Annotated in this window: 15 protein-coding genes and 1 pseudogene; 4 read left to right on the forward strand and 12 right to left on the reverse strand. The window is 36.4% G+C overall.

Annotated features, from left to right (window positions below; translation table 11 throughout):
* Positions 1–465: 465 nt before the first annotated feature.
* The 10 genes and pseudogenes from ACHRV3_RS13795 to ACHRV3_RS13840 form a co-directional block, all read right to left on the reverse strand.
* Positions 466–1,868: pseudogene (locus tag ACHRV3_RS13795) on the reverse strand (IS1182 family transposase).
* Positions 1,869–2,036: 168 nt separating this feature from the next.
* On the reverse strand, positions 2,037–3,434 hold the full coding sequence (locus tag ACHRV3_RS13800; RefSeq protein WP_395435205.1) for a RagB/SusD family nutrient uptake outer membrane protein: 1,398 nt from the start codon (positions 3,432–3,434) through the stop codon (positions 2,037–2,039).
* A 10-nt stretch (positions 3,435–3,444) separates the two neighbouring features.
* Positions 3,445–6,441 (reverse strand): SusC/RagA family TonB-linked outer membrane protein, encoded by a 2,997-nt coding sequence (locus ACHRV3_RS13805; protein WP_395435204.1) that lies wholly within the window; start codon positions 6,439–6,441, stop codon positions 3,445–3,447.
* 320 nt (positions 6,442–6,761) lie between these two features.
* On the reverse strand, positions 6,762–8,411 hold the full coding sequence (locus ACHRV3_RS13810; RefSeq protein WP_395435203.1) for an arylsulfatase: 1,650 nt from the start codon (positions 8,409–8,411) through the stop codon (positions 6,762–6,764).
* 30 nt (positions 8,412–8,441) lie between these two features.
* A complete protein-coding gene (locus ACHRV3_RS13815; protein WP_395435202.1) occupies positions 8,442–9,704 on the reverse strand; it encodes a YeiH family protein in 1,263 nt (420 codons plus the stop codon).
* A gap of 103 nt (positions 9,705–9,807) precedes the next feature.
* Positions 9,808–10,530, reverse strand: a complete 723-nt coding sequence (locus ACHRV3_RS13820) for a thioredoxin domain-containing protein (protein WP_395435201.1) — start codon at positions 10,528–10,530, stop codon at positions 9,808–9,810.
* 9 nt (positions 10,531–10,539) lie between these two features.
* Positions 10,540–11,640: a sterol desaturase family protein gene (locus ACHRV3_RS13825; protein ID WP_395435200.1), complete on the reverse strand. Its 1,101-nt coding sequence runs from the start codon at positions 11,638–11,640 to the stop codon at positions 10,540–10,542.
* A gap of 205 nt (positions 11,641–11,845) precedes the next feature.
* Positions 11,846–13,768 carry an arylsulfatase gene (locus ACHRV3_RS13830; protein WP_395435199.1) on the reverse strand — a complete coding sequence of 641 codons (1,923 nt, stop codon included), beginning with the start codon at positions 13,766–13,768 and terminating at the stop codon, positions 11,846–11,848.
* Positions 13,769–13,790: 22 nt separating this feature from the next.
* Positions 13,791–15,263: a RagB/SusD family nutrient uptake outer membrane protein gene (locus ACHRV3_RS13835; protein ID WP_395435198.1), complete on the reverse strand. Its 1,473-nt coding sequence runs from the start codon at positions 15,261–15,263 to the stop codon at positions 13,791–13,793.
* 16 nt (positions 15,264–15,279) lie between these two features.
* Complete coding sequence (locus ACHRV3_RS13840; RefSeq protein ID WP_395435197.1) at positions 15,280–18,402, reverse strand: SusC/RagA family TonB-linked outer membrane protein; 3,123 nt, start codon at positions 18,400–18,402, stop codon at positions 15,280–15,282.
* Positions 18,403–19,343: 941 nt separating this feature from the next.
* Here ACHRV3_RS13840 and ACHRV3_RS13845 point away from each other — a divergent pair.
* From ACHRV3_RS13845 to cobA, 3 genes are read left to right on the forward strand one after another with little or no spacing between them, the layout of a single operon-like run.
* Positions 19,344–19,847, forward strand: coding sequence for a hypothetical protein (locus ACHRV3_RS13845; protein ID WP_395435196.1), 504 nt, complete (start codon positions 19,344–19,346; stop codon positions 19,845–19,847).
* A gap of 45 nt (positions 19,848–19,892) precedes the next feature.
* Entirely contained in the window at positions 19,893–20,465 is a 573-nt protein-coding gene (locus ACHRV3_RS13850; protein ID WP_395435195.1) for a molybdenum cofactor guanylyltransferase, read from the forward strand.
* Between the two features lie 5 nt (positions 20,466–20,470).
* Positions 20,471–21,262, forward strand: coding sequence for a uroporphyrinogen-III C-methyltransferase (gene cobA, locus ACHRV3_RS13855; protein WP_047773506.1), 792 nt, complete (start codon positions 20,471–20,473; stop codon positions 21,260–21,262).
* A gap of 439 nt (positions 21,263–21,701) precedes the next feature.
* On the opposite strand, the gene ACHRV3_RS13860 is transcribed toward cobA, so the two are convergent.
* Positions 21,702–22,058, reverse strand: coding sequence for a hypothetical protein (locus ACHRV3_RS13860; protein WP_395435194.1), 357 nt, complete (start codon positions 22,056–22,058; stop codon positions 21,702–21,704).
* Between ACHRV3_RS13860 and ACHRV3_RS13865 the strand changes: the two genes are divergently transcribed.
* Positions 22,039–22,422 carry a hypothetical protein gene (locus tag ACHRV3_RS13865; RefSeq protein WP_395435193.1) on the forward strand — a complete coding sequence of 128 codons (384 nt, stop codon included), beginning with the start codon at positions 22,039–22,041 and terminating at the stop codon, positions 22,420–22,422. The two genes, ACHRV3_RS13860 and ACHRV3_RS13865, sit on opposite strands and share 20 nt — an antisense overlap.
* 822 nt (positions 22,423–23,244) lie before the next feature.
* Here the strand turns inward: ACHRV3_RS13865 and ACHRV3_RS13870 are convergent.
* Positions 23,245–23,829: a DUF4202 domain-containing protein gene (locus tag ACHRV3_RS13870; protein ID WP_047773502.1), complete on the reverse strand. Its 585-nt coding sequence runs from the start codon at positions 23,827–23,829 to the stop codon at positions 23,245–23,247.
* Positions 23,830–23,883: the final 54 nt, after the last annotated feature.

Below are 23,883 nucleotides of genomic sequence, written 5' to 3' on the forward strand. Positions count from 1 at the left end.
AAATCATTACTGAATCTAGAACTACAGTTTTTTTGCTGCCCGAATTTGTATTTCGTAATAGTAATTATTTTGGTTTTCATTTTGTTTACTATAAAAAGGAACGAAAGTATCTCATTTTTTTTTGGAAATAGGATATTTTTGCAATTCTAAAGGAAAAATAAAATTTCTGTTTCAAAAGAGTATAGCCAATTAAGTCCGAAACTCAACCGCAAGAATAACATAGAGTAGTAAAGTCTCAGCAAGCTTTTAACTAAAAAAACATTCGGTTAAACGAGCGCACTGAAAAATATCTCTTATTTTGATTAGAGTTCTTTTGTAGAGAACAAATAAAATGCTTGTAACAGAACTTTTATAATCCGTTGCAAGCGTTTTTATTTTAAAATTGTTTTTTATTTGAAGCTATATGAGTCTATTTTCAACTTACATAAGGGGTGTTTTGATATGGCGCATTTAGATTGTAATTTCTTACATTAATTTCAGTATTCTTTTTAAGTTGACTGTAAAAATAGCCATTGCTGCCTGCATTTGCATATTGTTAATACCATACGATATAGCTCTATCGCAAACGTGTACATTTTTTAACGCACTATTTTTGGCTTCTATTTTGTATCGATGTTTTGCTTTTTCTTTATAGTAGTGGGTTTCTTGAAAAGCAATTTGTTCTTGATGTAATTCAGATTTTATTGATACTGAATATGTTTTTGTTTTTGATCACTCTTTATTACATCCCTCTTTTAAAGAACATAACTTACATTTTTAGGCATTAAAATAATAGGTTTGTACTTGATTTTTAACATTTTTTTCCTTGTTTAGGTTTCTGAATAGCCATATATCCTGCAGGACATACAAATCTATCAGCGTTTTTATTGTAATCAAATTTATCTTCTTTTTTTCTAGCTCCTTGAGCTATTGCACTATTTAGTTTGGGTACTATTTTAATATTTTGCGCGTTTGCTCGCTTGATGTTTTCTGTTCCTGTATAAGCTCCATCTCTAATAATAGTATCGATATTAATTCCTTTTTTTGGGCTAATTTCTATGAGTTTTGTTAATTGCGAACATCTCCTTTCTCTCCTGAGGTAACTAAATCTACTGTAATGATGCGCTCTTCTGTCATAGCTAAATGAGTCTTGTATCCAAAGAAATAGCTGTCGCCAGATTTATGATCTGTTTTAGCATCAGTATCTTTTGATGAAATAAAACTTTCCTGAGTGTCTTCTATAGTTTCTTTAAGCAGGTTTAATTTTTCTTTCATAGCTGGTATAGAACTCAAAGATTCTTCTTTTTCTATACGCTTTTCTAATTCTTTTTCTAATTCATTGCTGTCATTTCTGTCGGGTATATCCTCTTTGAATTGTCATCAAATAAATAGACTGTTTTTCGTAGTAGTTTAGAGCGCGCTCTCAATACATCAATTGACAAAAATGGACTGGATCTCGATAAATTATGTTTCGCATCAACTATAATAGACTTGGATATGATGATTCCTTTTTCAACGGCTATAGATACTGTTTTGCCAATGAGTAGATTTAATAAGTCAGTATCCTTCAGACGAAGTTTACGAAATTTAGTTAATGAACTGGAATTAATGACGCTCTCTTCAGTTGTCATTTCTAAGAAATATTTAAAAGACAAATCAAAATGCGAACGTTCTACTACATCAACATCAGAGATACTATAGATTATCTTTAGAAGTAAATACTTAAACATGTGCACTGGGCTTTCTGCTGTGCGGCCGTTATTTATACAGTATTTATTTAGCAACTCATCATAAATGAATGAAAAGTCTATTAGTTCGTTTATTTTTCTTAGCAGATTATCCTTTGGAACGATTAAATCATATAATGAAGAATAGGGACTAAGCTGAATTTGTTACTATTGAATTAACATCTAAAAATACCTTATGATTACACTGAAAAGATAAAAAAAAGGAGTAGAAAACTTTTAGCTTCTACTCCTTTTAATTAACATTTTTTAGAAATACTTTTTCAGTGCCCTCGGTTAAACGAATGGTTTTTATAGTTAAAAGTAATTTAGTTACTGACCATAACCTGGATTCTGAGTAATAAGCTTATTTGCATCCATTTCTGCTATTGGAATAGGGAATACTAGCTCGTTTGCATTATAAGTTAATAATCTCGGTTCTCCTTTACTGTTTTGGCTGGCAATTGATTGTTTTGTTCTTTTAATATCGTGAATTAAAAATCCTTCCATTGCCAATTCTAGTTGGCGTTCGAGTAGAATATCATCTAAAGTTACTGTTGTTAAATTTTCTGCATTGGCTCTTGTTCGGATAATGTTGATATCGTCAAGAGGTGTATTTCCGATTGCTGTTCCCGCCTGAAAATTGGCTTCGGCTCTTATTAAATACATTTCAGCCAGACGAATGATGCCAACATCGGCAAATTGGTCGGTGTACTTTGAAGTTAGTATTCTTCCGTTTGCCGGATTTTCGTAATTAAAGTGTGCTCTATCATCATTAGGATCTGTGAATTTATCTAAATATGGGTCTCTAATAGAAAAATCACCACCGCGCCCTCCTTTATCTTCAGAGGCATAAAAGGTAACAACATCATTTACGCCAGTTTGTTTGGTGATTTGTATAGCAAATATGTCTTCAGTTTTATCGGTGTCATGATTAAAGGCGTCTGCATATTTAACAGATAGGCCATGACCACTATTCTCAATAACATCATGTGCGGCATCTCTAGCTGCCGAATAATTACCTTGCTGTAAGTACACTCGGGCCAATAGTGCTTTTGCGGAATACTTGTCGGCATAAAAATCGTTTTCTTCGGGAAGATTAGTATAGGCGAGATTTAAACCATCAATGATAACTTTATAGACTTCATCAACAGTGCTTCTTTCCTTAGAGAGGTCAACATTGAAATCATAAATAGCTTTTGATCGTATAACCACCCCTAATTGTGTATTGGCTTTGCCACTTTCGTAGGGTTTTGCAAAGAAACGAACCAGGTCAAAATACGCCAAAGATCTTAAAAAATTAGCTTCACCAATCATAGTGGCTCTTCTGTCGGGATCTTTTACTTTGTCGATGTTTTCGATAACCGTATTGGAAGCATTTATGATTTGATAATATCGGGCATAGGTTCCCTGAATAATTACATTATTGGCTAACATTAATTTGTTATACATCTGACTTAATTCCCCAAAAGTTCCTCTCCATCTGAAGTCCGTGGTAGCTGTGATACCAGTTACACCAAGTAAGTCACCATAAAGTAAAACTCTTCCACCATAAGCATTTCCGTTTGCGGCTAGTGCATAGGTTCCAGTCAGCACATTTGTTACTCCGGCCTCAGTGCTTAGGGTAAGAGTAGCATCTTCCCTTTGTTTAGGCTCGATTTCAAGATCATTTTCACAACTTGCAAAAAACAATGTGAAAGCTATAAGTATAATTAATTTATTTGATTTCATTTTGTAAGTTTTAAAAATTAATATTTACTCCTAAAGCCATAGTTCTTGCAGGAGGTGCTGAATAAAAGTCTTCTCCGATTCCCCCATCATCTCTTCTTGCTTCGGGATCAAATCCTTTGTAGTTCGTAAAAGTTAGCAAATTTACAGCTGTAAAATACAATCTCAGACTGCTCATTCCGGTATCCTTGATGGCTTGTTTAGGAAGCGTATACCCTAATGTAAGATTTCTTAAACGTACAAAATCTGATTTGTCTAAATAACGGGTTGATTCCTGTGTACCATTTTGTTTTTGAAATCTAGCCTGAGGTACATCCGTAATATCTCCGGGGTTTTGCCAACGATTTAACTGATCTGCTGTCTGATTATCATAATAATCGGCAGCTGTAGATTGATAAATACCCGCAGTGTTATAAATACTGGCTCCCCATTCTCCTTGAAAAGTAAAGGTAAAATCAAAACCTTTATAGATAATCGTATTGGTCATACCTGACATTAAAGTAGGGAAAGGATTCCCGACAATAACTCTCCTTGCTTGAGAATAGTCGCTTGTTAGATCTTTATTGAGCGTACCATCAGGATTTAGAGTGTTTTTGAAAAAAAGAGCATCTCCATTTTCTGAATTAACACCTGCATATTCCACTAGGAAAAAAGAAGAAATATATTCTCCAACTCTGTTAATAGTATAGGAGCCAACAGCAATAACATCGGCATTGTTATTAGGTAATGATCTTATTTTTGACTGGTTAGTTGTTAAATTAAAACTGGTATTCCATTTAAATTTTTCGTTATCAAAGTTTTTGGTATTCAGTGTAAATTCAAAACCATTACTTCTGATCTGCCCAATATTTTTGTTAACAGAAGCTGCTCCCGAACTTATCGGAAGTGGCGCTTCAAATAATAAACCATCAGTATCTTTTTGATAGTAGTCTACCTCAAGTGTAATCCTGTCCAGGAAACCTGCTTCAAAGCCAAAATCAATTTGGGTAGATTTTTCCCAGGTGAGATTATCATTACCCGCCTGATCAAAAGTTAAACCTGATTTTAAGTTATAAGGATTTGGTCGGTACAATTGGCGTGAAGCAAAATTGCCTATTTCAGCATTTCCTAATTTCCCCCAGCTTCCTTTTACTTTTAAGTAGGTTAAAACGGAATTGTCTTTCAGGAAACTTTCGTTAGAAATAATCCAACCCGCTGAAAGAGCCGGGAAATAACCAAATCGGTTGTTTTTTCCAAATCGGGAAGAACCGTCACGACGAATACTAGCTTTAAAAAGGTATTTATTATTAAATGCATAATTTAATCTTCCGAATTGAGAAACAAAAACATAATCCGTTTCACTACCATGGCCTTCATTTACTTCGGCACCTCCATCGATGGTATTAAAATCATCATTTGGGAAATAAATACTGTTTACATCCTGATATCTTCTGTGGTAATTATTATACTCCATACCGATAACAGCATTAAAACTGTGTTTTTCCGCGAAAGTTTTATCAAAAGTAAAGTAGTTACTCGAAATGTAATTTTCGGTGTTTACAGAAGAGGCAAAAACGGCTCCATCAGTAGCCATGAAAGGTGCATTTTTTCCTTGCCAGTAATCTTCCGTTTGAGATAAAAGATCATAAGAGAAATCAGAATTAAATTTTAAAGACGGTAAAAATTTATATTCTGCAAAAACTTTTCCGGTTAGTCTTCTCACAATGGTTTTCCAAAACGTATTGTCTTTGGCTAAAAGATAATTTGAATACTCTGTATTTGGATTGGCACTACCGTCTTCGAGTCGAGCAGGAGAGATAGGAGACTGTGCTACTGATTGTAATGGACTTGAAAAGGAATTATCGTCCTGAACTCTGTTGATTAACGATCTGGAGAAGCTTAAGTTCATACCCACGGTAAAATTGTCGAAAACTTTATGGGATAGATTTACTCTTGATGTTAATCTTTCTAAATCATTACTGTCAATAATCCCCACCGTATTATTGTAAGCCCCTGAAATGAAATATCTTGTTTTCTGATCGCCTCCCGAAAGTGAAAAATCTGCATCAGTAGTATAGCCGGTCTGAAAAGCAATATCCTGCCAATCTGTGTTTATTTGTCCGTTTCTCCAGTCTGTACCCTGAGATAAAAATTCTAATTCTTCTTCTACAGATTCCAGATCTTGCGCATTTCGTCCTGCCTCCTGTAGTAATTCTACATATTGTTTAGAATTCAGCCATTTTCTTTTATGTGTGGGTTCACTAACCCCTTGCGAAAGGTTGATGCTGAAAGTTCCTTTTCCTTCTTTCCCCTTTTTGGTGGTAATAATTACAACTCCATTGGCGCCACGAGCTCCATAGATAGCCGCAGACGAAGCATCTTTTAAAACATCTATAGACTCGATTTCATTGGTGCTCAAAGTAAGCAACGGGTTCGTTGGTGCACCATTGCTGGACTCATCATCGGTAATTAACGGAATACCGTCTAATACATACAAAGGTTGTGTTCCGGCACTGATACTGGCAGCTCCACGAACTCTGATGTTAATTCCTCCGTCGATTTTACCGTTTGTTTGCGTGATCTGTACACCGGCTAATTTACCTACCAATGCATTTTGTACGTTGGCGACAGGTACCTGCTGGATATCTTTTGCGGTAACTCTGGCAATATTATCTGTTAAATTCTTCTTAGATTGGGTTCCGTATCCTACAACTACAACTGCTTCAAGTTCATTTGAGGCATCCTGAAGGGTTATTTTCATTGATTTTGATGCTTCAATTTCTAACGTTTTCATTCCTACATAAGAAATGATAAGAGTTTGTCCTTCTTTTGCATTGATTGTAAATTCTCCATCAAAACCAGTTTGGGTAACCACTTTGGTTCCTTTTAAAACTACGTTTGCTCCGGGAATCGGTAATCCTGCTTTGTCAAAAATGTGTCCATTTATCTTAACTTCTTGAGCGAGTGTTGCTTGAATGAATAATGCAAATAACAGTGTCGCTAACCTTTTAAAACTTAAATCAATTCTCATGTGGTATTTTATTAAGATTAGTTATCTCAAATATCTTAAATATATGTTAATTAATAGCAATGTTTTATCAATAAAAATAACAAATAATCTAATTATTGTTTGATTTGTAACATTTGAATTGAAATAGTTGTTTTTTGATAAAATAAAGTAGTTTTATCAATTGATAATTGAATTATTTTCTTTTTAACTAAAAGATTAGTTTTTGTTTTGTGTTTAATCGAAAAATGTAAAATATTATAGGTTGTAGTTGAAATTTAAAAGGCGATTGTTTAACACAACCGCCTTTTGTTTATAATTGTTTAAAATATCAAAAAAAACAATTATTTTTTTAGTGCTGCACCACCGGGCATCAGCTCTGTTTTTAGTTTGAATTTGCTGTATTCGACAACTCCTGTCCGGTCAGCCCATTCAAAATAAGCTGCCGAAAGTTGGTTTACAATTCCCGCATTTTGTTGGGCAACATTAGTAGTCTCACCTCTGTCGGTTTCTATGTTGTAAAGTTCCCATTCGTAAGACGGATAGGTAGAAACCAGTTTCCATTTGCCGTCTCTTACGGCTCTGTTTCCTGCTCTTTCCCAGAACAATGGTGTGCCTCTATCGACCTGCGAAACATTATTAAATAAAACAGGTAACAAACTACTCCCAACCAAAGGATTTGTCGTCACACCATTATATGCTTTGGGATATTCAATTCCGGCCAGTTCGTAAAAAGTAGGAGCGAGGTCAATAATGTGTCCTGTTCCTTTATCGATTCTTCCGGCTTTTATTTTTGAAGGATACCAGGCAATAAAAGGAGAACTAAATCCACCTTCGTGCATGTTGTTTTTATATTGTTGTAATGGAGTATTAGACAAATAGGCCCAGTTTTGTTCCTGATAATCAAAAGAACCTGAAGTTCCAATTGGTCCATCGTTTCGGACTAAACCTCGTCCTAAAGGATTGTAAGTGTTGAAACCGCCTTGGGCTCCATTATCAGAAATGAAAATAATCAAAGTGTTTTTGTCTTTTTTCAACGCTTTAATCTTCTCCAGAACTTTGCCCACATTCTTATCCATATTGTCTACCATTGCGGCATATACTTCCATTTTGGCTTTCCAGAATTGTTTTTCGTCGTAAGTTAGTTTGTTCCATTCCGGAACTTCGGGATCTCTTGGTGCTACGGTCTGATCTGCGGGTAAAATACCGTTTTCTTTTAGTTTTTGAATTCTTCGGTCTCTTAACACATCCCAGCCTTCATCAAATTTGCCTCTGTATTTGGCAATATCAACGGGTTTTGCCTGCAAGGGCCAATGTGGAGCCGTAAACGCCAGATACAAAAAGAAAGGTTTGTTTTCTTTGTTTTGTTCGTCCAAGAAAGTAACCGCATTATTCCCAATCTCATCCGTAAAATAATAAGAATCATCTTTTGGATGTAATTCTTCGTTATTTCGAAGCAATTTCACCGGATAAGGTTTTTTTCCGAAAGGCAGCGGCTTGGTGTCAAAGTAGCTGGCAGCACCTTTTAAGATACCGTAAAATTTATCAAATCCTCTCTGGTTAGGCCATTGTGCCTGATCTTCAGAACCGACATGCCATTTTCCGGATAAGAGGGTACTGTAACCTCCGGAACGAAAAACCTCTCCAAGCGTGAGAGACTCTTTGTTTAAATACCCTTGATAGGCGGGCAATCCTAAATTCACATCAAAAAAACCTACACCGGCTTTGTGCTGGTATTGTCCTGTTAATAACGAAGCTCTGGTTGGCGCACAAATCGAGTTGTTGTAAAACTCACGCAGTCTTGTTCCTTCTTTTGCCAGTTTATCAAGATTTGGCGTTTTTATTTCCGAACCATAATTTCCCAGGTCAGAATACCCCATATCATCGACCATGATCAGGATTATATTGGGTTTTGAAGCTGCTGTTTTACTTTGCGCCTGAACTAAAACTACCGATAGAAACAATAGTGGTAGTAGGGTTGCTATTTTTTTCATGCTGTTTTTGTTTAAAATTGGAATCTAAATTTACTTATTGAAAAGCAAAAATGCAATTAGGAGTGTAATGATAATATTGAATAATTGTGCAATTAGAAAAGCGTACAGCGGTTTTTTACTGGTATTGCTTAATAAATCTTTGAAATTGGTCTCCAAACCGATGCTGGTAAAAGCCAAAGCAAACCAAATCCCTTGTAGATTTTTCAAACTGTCTTTTACCTCGTTTCGAATTTCCGGAGCAATCAGGAAGGAAAAAAGGAGGGAGGCACCAATAAAACCAATTACGAATTTTGGGAAACGTTGCCAAATTACGCCTAAAGTTGGTTTAGAAATTTCGGTATCAGATTGTGTATTGTCGTTATACGTCCAATAAACTGAAATGGCAAAAGCGGCTAATCCTAACAATACATTTTGCGAAAACTTTACAATCGTACTGATTTTTAAAGCAGTTTCGCCAACCAGTGTGCCGGAAGCGGCAACAGCCCCCGAAGTATCAATGCTTCCGCCTAACCAAGCTCCGGTTACTTCTTCCGGAAAGTCGAAATATTTGGCAATAATCGGCATAAAAATCATCATTGGTACGGCCGTTACCAGTACAATCGAGATGACATAGGACAGTTTTTTGGCATCTCCTTTTATTGCACCCGAAGTCGCAATGGCAGCAGAAACGCCACAAATAGAAACCGCACTCGAAATCATCAGGGCAAGTTCGTCATCTATTTTTAGTTTTTTGCAAAGCCAAAAAGCAAAGTACCAAACCGACAATACCACCAGTAATGCCTGAAATAATCCTAATGATCCCGCTTTAAGAATATCGGAAAAAATAACACTGGTGCCCAATAAAACCAAACCTATTTTCACAAAGACTTCTGTCGAAAGTGCGGCACGAAACCAGTCGGGAAGTTTGAAGAAATTACCAATGGACAAACCGAGAATCAGACTAAAAATAACGGCTTCTAAATTGAATCCTTTCAAAACAGAATTTCCGGCAATAATTAAAGCAATGACGGTCAGTAAATAGACTAAAGGAAAAACAATTAAGAAGTTTTTGACCGATTTCCCAACGAGAAAAACACCTATGGTTCCTATAGAAATGAAATATAAAAACTGCAATAGAAGAATTTGAAGATTGCCGGAATCAAAAACATCGTTTTGTAAATCGGTCAGATTCGACCATTTGAAAACGGGTACTGAAGGAAGAAAAATAAATAGGGAGATCCCAATTATTAAAAATCCTAAAATGACGACGGTCCAGTCTTCGTGAATTGTGAATTGTTTTGTTTTAACTGACATGTAAAGATTTTATTTGAAAATTGAAAACCAATAATAGGAGATGAGGTCGCTATAATGGTTTTCATTGAATACGGTTTAAACGGCTGTTCTAATTGAAATTGGGTTAGTTTAAATTGTTTGCCAAAGCCAAATCAACTTCCTTTTTCAAATCAGCAGAGCCTTCTTTTTTAAAGGTTATTTTCCCGTTTTTATATAAGATCAGAGTAGGGAAAACTTGTATTGTTTTTAAATCAGCAATTACCTTCGGGCTGTCTTCGAGTTCAATTTCTACAATTTTTAAATTTTCGCCATATTGGGCTTTCAGAGTTTCCAGAACCGGTTTGACTTTTTTGCAGGCACCGCAATATTTGGATCCGATATCAACTAAAACGAAATTATTCTCTGTAATGATTTGTTTATATTCGGCTAGAGATAATTTGCTTTTTGAATTGCTGTAAAAAGGTTTTCCAGCACCAATCCAACTGGCAATTCCACCTTCTAAACTATAGGCTTCCTTAAAGCCATTTTTTAGTAATTCGTCTGCAAGAGCCACACTTCTTCCGGCTCCGATGGAATAAATGAATACCGGTTTTGATGGATCTAAATGGGCCACATATTTGGCGTAATTTTCGGATTGAAGGTTTAAGTTGACGGCACCTTCGATATGATTTAAAGCAAATTCTTCCGGGCCTCTCGCATCTATTAGCTGTGGATTCTTTTGGCTTTTAATTTTAGAATAAAAAACGTCTAACGGAACGATTGTCTGACTCCGATTCTGAGAAAAACCAGCAATTGTAAGTAAAAATACAATTGCTGTTATACGGTGTTTTATTGTTTTATTTTTCATGGTCTTTTTTTAAGATTCAACATGCTCATAATAAGCAGGGCCCGCCGGTGCTGGGACATTAGAAGGAATATTAACATTGCTGTTGTGGCTCACTCTTTGTGTTAACGGAGCTGCGAAAACGCCATCGGACAAAGCACTTCCTTCTTTTTTAGATTTGAAAATAGGCCAAAGAAACTGGGCGTACCATTCTTCTTGTTTGTACGATTTCATTCCGTAAGACTTCGGAAATTTGCGAGTGATCAAACCTGTTCCGAAGATGATGTCCCAAAGAAAAAACATATTGCCAAAGTTGCCTTTAAAATGACCAACACCGTCTCCGCTTGTATCCGCATGATGTGCGTGATGTGTGGCGGGAGTCGAGATAAAACGTTCTAAAACCCAGGCAATCGGATGCAATATTCTGTATTTGTAAAAAGGTTTATCCCAGGCAATACTGGAATGTGCGCCCAATGTGATAAAACTTTTTATAACTGTAACAAACAAAGCCGGTAATCCTAAACCTAAAAACGTTAAGGTCGCGGTCAAATAAATTTGTGAAAAGAAAACGGTATAAATAAAATTCTGTCTTGATGCCATCGCCATTCCCATGTAGGGAGCCGAATGGTGTGTTCTGTGAAAACGCCATAAAAAAGGTACCTGATGATGCAAACGATGGTACCAGTATTGTGTTAAATCATCGGCTACGGCAATCAGGAAAAAGCCACCCCAAAACGGAACCCAGGAAAGCGTGTTTGCCAAATTGGGAATTAGAAAAGGCAAAGCGGTTAAACTGAAAAAGGCAATTACAGGAGGTAAAAGCAATTTTGGAGCTAAAAAACAAATGATGTCTACTTTGCGTTCTTGTCCTGTCCATTGATCGTCATACAGACCCGCAGCGAATTCGATAACGCCCAGAATGAGCATGAAAACGATTAGACCCCAACTGCGGATGTTGGCAAAGACCGGCTTTGCAAATTCTAAAAAGGAAGGCAGCGTAAGGTGTGATTCTGCTATGATACCATTGTTTAGTTTGAAATATAAATAAATGGCCACTACGGGCAAGCTGTATATAAAAAGACTGATTCCAAAGTCTCTTGCTAAGTTTTTTTGTGGATTGTGAATGACTCCCATGATTTTTTATTTTAAAAGTTGATTTACTAATGCTAAACCTCCAGCCAAAATGACCAGTGGTACTAAAAATACAATTGCCCCAACGACAATCTTTTTTCCAATAATTTCATAGTCTACTCTTTTCATACTGATTTAATTTTAAATGATTCAAATAGAATCAGGTCTTTTAGGTTTGTCAAAAAGACCTGAATTTTAGTTTAATGAATTAATGTGATCCTCCTGCGGGCTGGGTGGCTTTCTTAATAAGTTCTTGAATGTTTTTGTCTTTATCCGGTCCTGAATTGTGGATTCTTCTGCTGAAAACATCCTGCCAGTCAATTAGCGGATAAACATTGTTTTCTTTTGCCTGCTCATCAAACAGTTTTTTAAGTTCGGCCAATTTTTCAGGGTATTTTTTAGCAAGGTTGACACGCTCATTAAAATCTTCGTTTAAGTTGTACAATTCCCAAACATCGGTATCAAAATTGCTTTTTACAGGAGGTTCATTTTTGCCTAAGCTATTTTTTAAGGCAAAAGAATCCGGAAGATGAGCAGCGGCAGCTTTCCAACCGTCTTTGTAAATGGCTCTGTTTCCAAAAATATAGTAGTACTGTACTTTGTGTAAGGATTCTGCTTTCGGATCATTTAAAGAAGCATATAAAGAAGAACCTTGTATTTTATCCTGCTTGATTTCTTTGATATATTCCGGAGCTTTAACTCCAATAATATCTAATGTAGTCGGAAGTATATCAGTAACATGGCTGTATTGGTTTCTGATTCCACCTTTGTCTTTAATTCCTTTTGGATAGAAGATAATCAATGGATTACGGGTTCCTCCTTCGGATTGTGCATCTTGTTTCCAGTTTTTAAAAGGCACGTTTGTTGCCTGAGCCCAGCCTAATGGATAGTTGGTATTGAGCCCTTTTGCCGTACCAATTTCCCCGATATGATCTAAGTTGGCCTGAAGATTTTTTTCGTCAGAAACACCCTGAGCAAAAAGATTTTGATTGATGGTTCCTTGTAAAGTCCCTTCTTTACTGGCTCCGTTATCTCCAATGGAAACAATAATTAAGGTGTTGTCTAATTGATTGGTTTCTTTCAGGTGATTTACAACTCTTCCTATTTCGTGATCGGTGTACGTAAGATATCCGGCATAAACTTCCATGAATCGGGCGTATACTTTCTTTTCGTTCGGACTTAGTTTTTTCCAATCTGTAATAAGCGGATTGCGTTCCGGAAGTACAGCATTGGCAGGGACTACTCCTAATTTCTTCTGATTGGCTAATACTTTTTCGCGATAAGCATCCCAGCCTTCATCAAATTTACCTTTGTATTGATCGGTCCAAGATTCTGCAACCTGATGAGGTGCGTGAACGGCTCCGGGCGCATAGTACAAGAAAAATGGTTTTCCCGGAGCTGCTTTTTGTTGTTTGGTAATATAGCTGATGGCTTTATCTGTGATCTGATCCGTTAAATGTCTTCCGTCCGGAGTTACGTGTGCCTGATCTTCTACCAAATCCGGTTTATACTGATCGGTTTGGGAACCTAAGAAACCAAAAAAGTGATCAAATCCTTTACCGGTTGGCCATCTGTCAAACGGACCGGCATCTGTAGCCTCTTCGTCAGGAGTAACACCATATTTACCAACGGCAAAAGTGTTGTAGCCGTTAGCCTGTAAAATCTCGGCAATTGTTCCTTTGTCAGCAGGAATTCTTCCGTCCCAACCAGGGAAACCGGCAGACAAAACGGTGTGTGAAAATCCGCTAACATGTACTCTTCCTGAATTTCTTCCGGTTAATAAAGCAGCACGTGTCGGAGCACAAATTGCGGTGGTGTGAAAATTGGTGTATCGCAGACCATTGTTGGCCAGATTATCAAAAGTTGGTGTTTGTATTAGACCTCCAAAAGCACTTGCAGCTCCAAATCCAACGTCATCAAGTAAGATCCATACCACGTTTGGTGCTCCTTTTGGCGCCGTTACAGGCTCAGGCCAGTATTCTTTGGAGTCGACTAAAGTTTTTCCGATAGTTCCTTTAAATTCGGTGTCAGGATTTAATTGTGCAAATCCGAATTGTGCGGCTAGTAAAGCCGTAATCAAAAGTCCTTTTTGCGGACTTTTGATTGTACTGTTGTTTTTAACTTTTTTCATTGGTGTTGTTTATTTGGGTTAATTAATATCCTGTGTTTTGTGGTAATCCAACCGGGTCGATACTTCTTTCGCTTTGCGGAATTGGGTATAAATTGTTTCTCTCAGAAACCGAGTTTTTGGCAGTAACTTTTTTTACTTCGGTAACCAGAGTTCCCCAGCGTACTAAATCGTACCATCTTTGGCCTTCCTGAACGAATTCTTTTTTGCGTTCTTCCTGAAGAGCTGCTCTGAAAGTAGCTTGTGTTAATCCGGAATAATCGATCGTAGCATCAGGAGTGAATATTGGTTTTCCGTAAGCTCTTCTTTTTACCTGATTTAAATATTCGTAGGCTTCTGTTGTGGGGCCACTTTTTTCGTTAATTGCTTCTGCATAAGACAATAGGATATCAGCATAACGAATCAATGGAAAATTAATAGCCACATTACCGGGAGAAGCCAGATTGGTAAGGTCCAGGTACTTTTTGAAAATCGGTTTTGGAAAAGTATATAACGATCCTGTCGCCGGATTGAACAATTGTTTGGCATAACTCACATCTCTTCGGGTATCCTGAGGAGCATAGATGTCATAAAATAAGGCTACATCTGAAATAATATCTGCAGGTTCTGTTGCGGTAAATCCGGTAAAAGAAGTTCCTTGAAAGGTACTGCCGCTAGAACCGTTTCCTGCCTGATTAGGTTCAAATTGAACAGAGAAAATATGTTCTTTTCCATTTTTTTTGGCTTTGTTGAATACGTCTGCAAAATTTTCAAAAAGAGCATATCCGTATCCCCCGTTAATTACTTCCTGAGATTTTAAAATGGTTTTATCCCAGTCTTTTCGGGTAATGTATACTTTTACCAACAATGATTTTGCAGCTCCCGATGTAGCACGACCGGCATCATTTGCGGGATAAACTGCAGGCAAACTTTCCGCTGCTGTTAAATCAGAGATGATTTGAGCGTAAACTTCCTCTACTGTTGCTCTTTTTGATTTTAAACTTTCAACATTAATAGAAGTGGGTTCATGTAAAACAATTGGAACGCCTCCCCAAAGACGAACCGCTTGAAAATACAATAAGGCTCTTATGAATTTGGCTTCATTAATCAATCGGCTTTTGATTACTTCCGAGCCAGAAACTTTTGGAATATTGTCAATCGCTACGTTGGCTCTGTTGATTCCGGCATAAATCTGACGCCAAGCTACCTGAACACGATCTGTAGTAGCATCATGTGTCAAACTGCTCAGTGCTCTTACTTGCGGATTCGTTGCAGAAACTCCCGCAGCGGCATAATCAGAAGCCATGTCGGTAAGGAAATATAGATTTCTGCCAAATAAACTTTGTTCACCGGGATCATTATTTAAAGAAGCATAAACGGCTGTTACGCTTGCCACTGCATCATCTTGTGTTACAAAGTATTTATCTTCCGTAACAAATGAGATTGGTGTTAGCTCGAGATCGGTGCACGATACCAGCAGACTTGCACCTAATAGAATTGTGTATAGTATTTTTTTCATCGTTTTATTTTTTTACTTAGAAAGTTACGTTCAGACCGGAAATGAATGTTTTGGAATTTGGATAGGCGCCAAAGTCAATACCGGGATATAAATTGTTTTGCTCGTAGGAGCTTACTTCAGGGTCATAGCCTTTGTATTTGGTCCAGGTTATCAGGTTTTCTGCGGAAACATAAAATTTTACACTGTTGGCTCTTAATTTTTTAGCAACGCTTTTAGGTAAGGTGTAACCTAAAGTGATTAGTTTTAGTCGTAAAAAAGAAGCATCTTCAACATAACGTTCTGAAACTATTGCCAGAGGAGAACTCGATGCTCTTGGGATCTCATTACTCGGATTTGCTGGTGTCCAACGATCATTTAGGACTGTTGACGCATTCGTTCCAAGTGTAGAGATTTCCAGTTGTTGGTTCAGGGCATTAAAAACTTTTCCGCCATAAGAACCCTGAAAATTAACTTGCAAATCAAAATCCTTATACGATAGGGTGTTACTGATACTTCCCACAAATTTGGGTTGTGAGCTTCCAAGATCTCCTTTGTCCGCGGCTGAGATTATTCCGTCTCCGTTGGTATCTACATATTTTCGGTCTCCAACTTTGGTATTGGCCAGACTGTTTATTTTAGGTTGGGTATTGATTTCGTCCTGAGTCTGAAAAATACCGTTGGTTCTGTATCCCCAGAAAGTCCCCAGAGGTTTTCCGACTTTCACAATTACGGGTTGTTGCTGTAATAAAGAGCCATTTGGAACGATAGGGAAAAATTGAGTAACTCCGTTTCCTATTGCAACGACTTTGTTTTTATTGGCTGAAAACACAAAATTGGAGTTCCAGGAAAAGTTTTCGGTTTTTAAGTTCTCGGTGATCAAACCAATCTCGATACCTTTATTTTCAACCCCTCCAATGTTTTGAAGTACAGTTGCATATCCAGAAGTAAGCGGCACGGGTACATTGATCAGTAAATCATTGGTTTTTTTGTAATAAACATCAAAAACAAAATTTATTTTTCGGTCTAATAAGGACAGGTCTAAACCAATGTTATACTGATTTGTTTTTTCCCATTTCAAATCGGGATTGGCCAATCGGGTAGGGGCAAGTCCGGTGTTGATGGTGCCTCCAAAAGAATAATTTACTGACCCCATAGAAGCCAGAGAAAGATAATTTCCAATTTCCTGATTTCCTGTTGTTCCGGCGCTAAGTCTAAGTTTTGCTTCCGTAACTCCTTTTAAGTTTTTAGCGAAATCTTCTTCTGTAATATTCCACGAGAATCCTGCTGACGGGAAATACCCCCAAAGTGATTCCGAACCAAATCTGGATGATCCGTCGGCACGGGCGGACAAAGTAAAATTATAACGGTCTTTATAAGAATAATTGACTCTTGTTAACCATGATTTCAAAACACTTTCAAAAGCATCGCTATACGGTTTTGTCGGAACACCATCTTGCAGGGCATTATAGAGATTATGATCATTCACGAAAGTGTTGGCACCTGCTGTTACCACTTCACCTTTGGTATATTGCAGTGTGTATCCGGCCAAAGCTGAAAATTTGTGGTTCTCTCCAAAACGGGTATTGTAATTCAGTGTGTTTTCATTTAATACAGAACTTACCAGTCGGTTACCAACTGAAGCCAATCCTTTGGTAGAAGCTCCGGTTGTGGTGTAAGAAGGAGCGTAATAATTTTGTTTGGTATTGATCACATCACCACTTACCGAAACTTTAGCAATTAATTCTTTGGTAATTTTATATTCCCCAAACAAGCTGCTCAGAATTCTATTGATTTTGGTTTCATTAACCGTATTTTTCAAATCATTGATCGGATTGGAAATATATCCGTTTGTTGAGGTCGCGTAGGGGTTTTTGGTGACATTGTAACTTCCGTCAGGATTTTTGATCGGAACTACGGGAGCAATTAACAATGCACTAACCAGTGGACTTGGTTCTCGTCCTGAATTGGAGGAGCCGATTCCATTTGAGGATGAATTCGTGTAATTGATGTTCACTCCAAACTTAAAAACTTGAGAATAGTTTCTTTCGTAATTGGCTCTTAAGGAAATTCTTTTAAAATCTGTCCCGATTACAACACCTTGCTGATCAAAAAAACTTGCTGAAATAGCATATCTCGAACGGTCATCACCCCCTGAAAAAGTCAATTGATGGTTTTGAATTGGAGCTGCGGTTCTAAAAGCAGCAGATTGCCAGTCGTAATTTCCGGAAGTTTTAAAATCTTCAATTTGTGCGGCTGTAAAAGAAGGCGCCTGTCCGATACTGGCCTGAACATCATTACGCAAACTGGCCCATTGGGAAGCGTTCATCAGATTTAGTTTTTTAGATACGGATTGTACCCCAAAATAACCTTGATAAGAGATTCTGTCTACTCCTTTTGTACCCTTTTTTGTTGTAATAAGTATTACTCCATTAGCTCCTCTTGAACCGTAAATGGCGGTTGCAGAAGCGTCTTTTAGGACTTCAATAGATTCGATATCACCAGGATTAATCGTCGATAATACGTTAACTCCTGCTCCGGCCAGAGCGACTCCGGCTGTACCGTTACTATTGTCATTGTAAACCAGGATGCCATCGATGACGTATAGTGGTTCGTTACCGGCAGTGATAGAATTTCCACCCCTGATGCGTACGCTGGAAGAAGCACCCGGACGTCCGGAGCTTTGTGTTACCACTACACCCGGAACAGCTCCTCGCAATAAATTGTCTGCTGATGAGGTAACCTGAGCAAGATTGGCTTTTGGAATTGAGGCTACAGCACCTGTAATGTCTTTTCTTTTTTGAGAACCATATCCGACAACTACTAATTCGTCTAATTCCTGGCGCTCTTCTTTAAGGTTTATAATTACCGGATTTCCTTCGACAACTATTTCTGTTTTTTTATATCCGATGTAACTTACGATTAAAGTATATGGAAATTTTTGGCCGGTTTGAAAAAAGAATTTTCCTTCTGTATCTGTTATAACTCCGTGTGTTGTTCCCTTAATGGTTACAGAAGCTCCGATAATAGGTTGATTAGTAATGTCATCTACGACAGTTCCGTCTAACTTTGATTGTATGAGTGGTGTGGTGTTTTGGGCATTAATTCCTGCCGATAAAAGCAAGATAGAAAGCAATGAGTATATCTTTAATATTTTTTTCATTTCTTTGTATTGGTTTTAAGTAATTAACAAGGAGCCTTGAAAGTTGATTTTTCAACTTTCTGTTTGTTTCCTTTATTTCACGATAATGTTGTTCTTAAGCCTCGCCATTTCTGTTGCCGCAGAAATGGCTTTTTTTTTTAGTTACAGCAACAGCCTTGCATTTTTTTCATTTTAGTTTTTTTAGTTATTAATTTTTTTGGATTGTAGGTATCGTTTCAATAATCAGTTTAGTGCAAAGCAATGCAGCAAACAGATTTTTGTAATTTCAGTAAATATTTTTGTGATGATTTTTTTAAAGATTCGTTTTTTAAATCAGATTGATTTTTGTGATTAAAGAATAATCAGCGCGAACGAATTAATGGCGAAGTTTAGCAACAAAAGCACATATAACAAAAAATGTTAGATGTATATTTTTTAAGTAAAATGGAATACGAAATGCTTTCAGTTGTTTTCAAAATATAGTGCTTTTGGTTTTAAATATGATTTTAAACTCTACTAATTCTATAGACAAAGTTAATTTTAATATAATAATATCCAAAAAAAAGTTTAATTATTTTTTTTGAATGTTAAAATGAGGGTGGTTTTTTAGTTTGTTGAAGGTATTTAAAGTGTTGGTTTTTATAGGAGTGGAGTTTGTTTTTTCATTTTTTTAATGCGTGATATTATTTTTTAATGACAGCTTAAAATGTAGTATTTTGTACTTTGTTTTTCATTTTTTAATTCTTTAAATGATCTTAAAAAAAGACGAAAAACGGGAGGCAGGACGGAAGTATAGCTTAAAAAAATAACTTTACTTCCAAACTACATTCAATTTAAATGGTGATTTTGAATAAATTAGACTAATTTTATAGACATTAAAATACGACTGATTTTTTTACACGATCTATTGCAAAGGCATCTCTGTTTTTTAGCTGTATTTAGCATAGTATATATTTATAATAATGATAAAAGTTAATAAAGCTTTAACCGATGGGAACACAACCAGTTCAAAATCACCCCTGCAAAAAATTTCTGTAGCTAAGGCATTTGATTGTGTTTTGGGAGAAGCCCTATATGCACCGATTGCAATACCATCATTTAGATTGTCAACAGCAGAAGGCTATGCTTTTATTCGCAGTGAGAAACACCAATACGATCTGATTTGCGATGTGCCGATTGCGGATCGTCTTAGTTTAAATGTAAAAAATAATGAAGCCGTATTTGTTACGTTAGGCACTTTTATACCAAACAACGCAGATACAATTGTTACGGAAGAGTATGTTATGGCCAATGATAAATCGATTTTGATTACCATAATGCCGGAACAATTTGCTGGTGTTTCTTCTAAGTTGCAACCGATCGCTAAAGGGGATCTTGTTTTTGAATCGGATATTTTGATTACACAGGAGGTAATTGGTTTTTTGATTTCGTTAGGAATTACGGAGATCAATGTTCATCAAAAGTAAAAAATAAGTGTTTTTGAGTAACGTCTAACCTATAAATTCTTTGTTATGAAAGCGTTAACGGTATTTATTCTTTGTGGAGGAAAAAGCTCTGACCTGCAATCTGATAGGGGATTGGTTTTATTTCAGGGAAAACCTTTTATTGAGCATATCATTCAGGCGGTTTTACCTCTTACACAAAAAATAAAATTGGTTACTACTACGAGCGAATACGATTATTTAGCCTATAAAAAAATACCGGACATTATTACCGACAAAGGACCATTAGGAGGTATTTACACCGCATTGATGCATTCTAAAACCGAATTTAACCTGATCCTGAGTTGTGACATTCCATTGATTTCTACTGAATTATTATCGGAGTTAATTTCAAAACATACCGATGAAGCTGGAGTTACTGTTTTTGCATCTGCCAGTAAAATTCATTCGCTAATCGGAATTTATTCTAAAAAAATGCTGCCAATTATAAAAGAAGCAATCGATTCAGACCAATTGAAAGTGACGGATTTATTAGCAAAAATTCCGCATCAGGTGATTACGATTGAAGAAAGTGAAAACTTTCATCTCAGCAATAGTAGTTCGGCTGACGAATTAAACGACTTTAATATCAACATAAGTTAACTGAAATGCAAAAAGTAAAAACGCCAAAATTAACGGTTGTAGGAGCAGGTCCCGGTGATGTTGAATTGATTACATTGAAAGCAATAAAAGTTTTAGAAAGTGCTGATGTAGTCCTCTATGATGCCCTGGTCAACGAAGAATTGTTGCAGTATGCAAAAAATGCGGAAATTATTTTTGTTGGCAAACGCTCCGGTTGTCATGCCTATACACAAGATCAGATTAATGAATTGATTGTTGTAATGGCCAACCGTCATGGACATGTGGTACGTTTAAAAGGGGGTGATCCTTTTATTTTTGGAAGAGGAAGTGAAGAAATTGAATATGTAGAAAAATGGGGCTTAGAAACCGATATTGTTCCCGGAATTTCATCTGCTTTAGGAGTTCCTGCTTCGGCTGGAATCAGTTTAACACAACGTAGGATAGCAGATAGTTTTTGGGTGATTACCGGAACGACTTCGAATCATGAACTCTCTAAAGACATTCATTTGGCCTCAAAATCGGCGGCGACAGTAGTGATTTTAATGGGAATGCATAAATTAGAAGAAATCATTGCTATTTATAAAGAAAACAGAACAGATGATTTGCCCATCGCCATTATCCAAAACGGAACGAAAGCTACAGAACGAAAAGTAATAGGAACCGTAAGTTCAATAACACAATTGGTTGCTGCGCACGAAATTGCAGCACCGGCAATTATCGTGATTGGAGAAGTGGTTAAAAACAACTCCAAACTGATTTCTTATTTTAAAGAACATTTTGATGATGAGTTTATATTACAGAACTTGGATTTGGAGTAGGGAATCTTGTTAATTTGGTTTTTAACCGCAAGGTTCGCTAAGAGATAAAAGTTTTTGGCAATCTGAGTCTTTAAAATTACTTCAAAATAAGTTTAGTGCATATTCCATAAAACCTCTATTTACTTTGTGCAAATCTTAGCAAACATTTCCTTTACCATTAAAATAAAGTACAAGGTTCACAAAGATTTTCTTTTTCACGCAGATTTAGCATATTAGGCTGATCTATTTGCCTCTTAAAAAAATCTGCTAAATCTGCGTGAAAAAAAAATAGGTGTAAAATTAAAAATAAGCCATACTGTTATAATTAAACTTTGCGTTCCTTGCGTAAACCCTTTGCGTTCCTTGCGGTTAAAAAAAGTAAACACAAAGAAAACTAAGCTTAATTTTAAAAATCATAAAAAAGGGTTCAACTATTAAAAGTCAAACCCATTCGGTAGTATTATTTCTTTTTAGATTTTGATTTTTTTGCTTTCTTTTTAGCAATTTTTTTGGCTTTAACTTTTAGTTTCGCTTTTTTCGCTTTTTCTTTCTTTTTCGCTTTAGCTTTTTGTTTTGCCTTTTTAGCCTTTTCTTTCTTTTTGTCGTTTTTAGCTTTTTCTTTTTTCTTGGCTAGTTTCTTTTTGGCTTTCTCTTTTTCCTTGTCTTTCATCTTTTTCTTTTTATCTTTTGATTTATCCTTTTTAACTGTTTCTTCATTCTTTACAGTGACAGTCTTCTTGGATTTATTATCGTCTTCTGCACTTGTCAAAACTGTAGCTTTCACAACCACTTTAGGATTGATAATTTTTTCTGCCAAAGCTCTTGGTGTAGTAGTTTTGGTCGGTGATGTAGTCGCCGCTTTTTTTGCCAATGCTCTTGGAGTAGTGGTTTTGGTCGGTGATGTAGTTGCCGCTTTTTTTACCAAAGCTCTTGGAGTAGTAGTTTTAGTCGGTGATGTAGTAGCAGTTTTTTTTGCCAGAGCTCTTGGTACAGTAGTTTTAGCCGGTGGTGGAGTAGTGGTAGCGGGTTTCTTAGCTACCGGTTTTTTTGCAGCTGTTGTCGCAGAAGGAGTTTCTGCTTTCTTTACTTCTGTAACTGTTGGAGCATTATCTGTTTTAGGCAAATCAGTACTTTGTGCGATAGTTTCGTCTGTTTCTTTTTCCATATGGTATTTACTTTAATAGTTGAATCTTGTGAAATTACGACCGATAAAAAATTAACAATGTTTCTAAATCGTTAATTCTTAGTTAAGTAAATATAAGCAATAAAAATATACGCTAATGTTAAGTTTTATTTAAATGAAAGAAAAATAGGGTTATTTTAATATTCAAAACCCCAAAAATAGAAATGATAGAAGTGCTTTTGTAAGGAAAAGAAAAATTCCAATATTTTTAAATTTCAAATTCCAACTTTTTACGGATCAGGTGCAAAAGTTGAGGATTAAGTAAAAGTGTACTTAAACCATATAAGTGATGTAAGTTCATTTTACGCTACTTGCCGAAAAAAGAGCAAATTCAAAAGTTGTGGAAAAAATAAAAATTTCGTTAAGTCTCTGTTTAAATTTCATTAGAAAGAATTTTGAATCCGTTTTAATCCGTGTCTTCGTGATAACGAATCTGTTCAATCCGTGTCTGAATTTAAATTGTAACATGTGTGTATAACCATTCTGTAGAATTGGACGCGGATTATCCGGATTTGCAATAGAAAAACGCTGATAAAAACGGATTTTTTATAGTGAGAAAGCAATAGGATCGATTAAGACGGAGTGCTTTTATTTATTACTTCTTTTTGCCCACTCGCCAACTTTTGCACTTGATCCCTTTTTACGAGCTCTTGATTTCTTTTTAAACTTTGCGGCTTTGCGAGATTTAACTTCTCCCCAACTTTTGTACTTGATCCATAGGTAACCTTATGGCTGTAAATACTAAATTTATTGTACAGCCTTTGGGAAGCGTTGTTTAAAGGCTTCATTTAGATGAAAAATGCTAAAAAGAATGCTGTATTTACAACCCGAGCGAAGCTTTTATAAGTTCCAGATTAGCTGCGGTATAGTTTATTTTTAAAGCTTCCTGATGTCCTTTATCAGACATTTTATCCCAGGTTTTTTTGATGATATTTTTGAGTTTTTCCTCATCGTGTTTGTGCACAAAAGGATCAAGGTAGAATTCTAAAAATACAAGGCAAATGACATCTTCCAATAGTTGTGTTTCAAGATCTTTTTTAAGTAGTTTTTTTTCAATTAAAAAAGACACACGGTCAATAAAGGTACTTTCGTAACCTGCTTTTTCTAAGATTGCTGCCGTAGTTACAGCATGGAATTTTTTCAGTTCTTCTCTCCATCTTAAATAACCAACACGATCCATAGGATACGATTCCCGGGCAACCTTCCATCGGCAGATATGCTGTGCTTTTGAGGCAATTTGAACCTCTTCTGAAGCTTCAGGACAGAACTGCATCAGCCTTTTATACATGCGATCCGAATATAATAATTCTTTCGGATATTCGATGTTCTGATCGGTTTCAATGTTGGGATCTTGTGCGTTTTCAGCATCGATCCACTCGCTGGCTTTTTGGAAAGGTGTATTCATTTTAGTCATAGAAATAGACTTCAAATATAGGCAATTAATCTCTAAAGTAAAGGA

The organism is Flavobacterium sp. FlaQc-49 (genome assembly GCF_044005985.1).
GTDB lineage: Bacteria > Bacteroidota > Bacteroidia > Flavobacteriales > Flavobacteriaceae > Flavobacterium > Flavobacterium cupriresistens.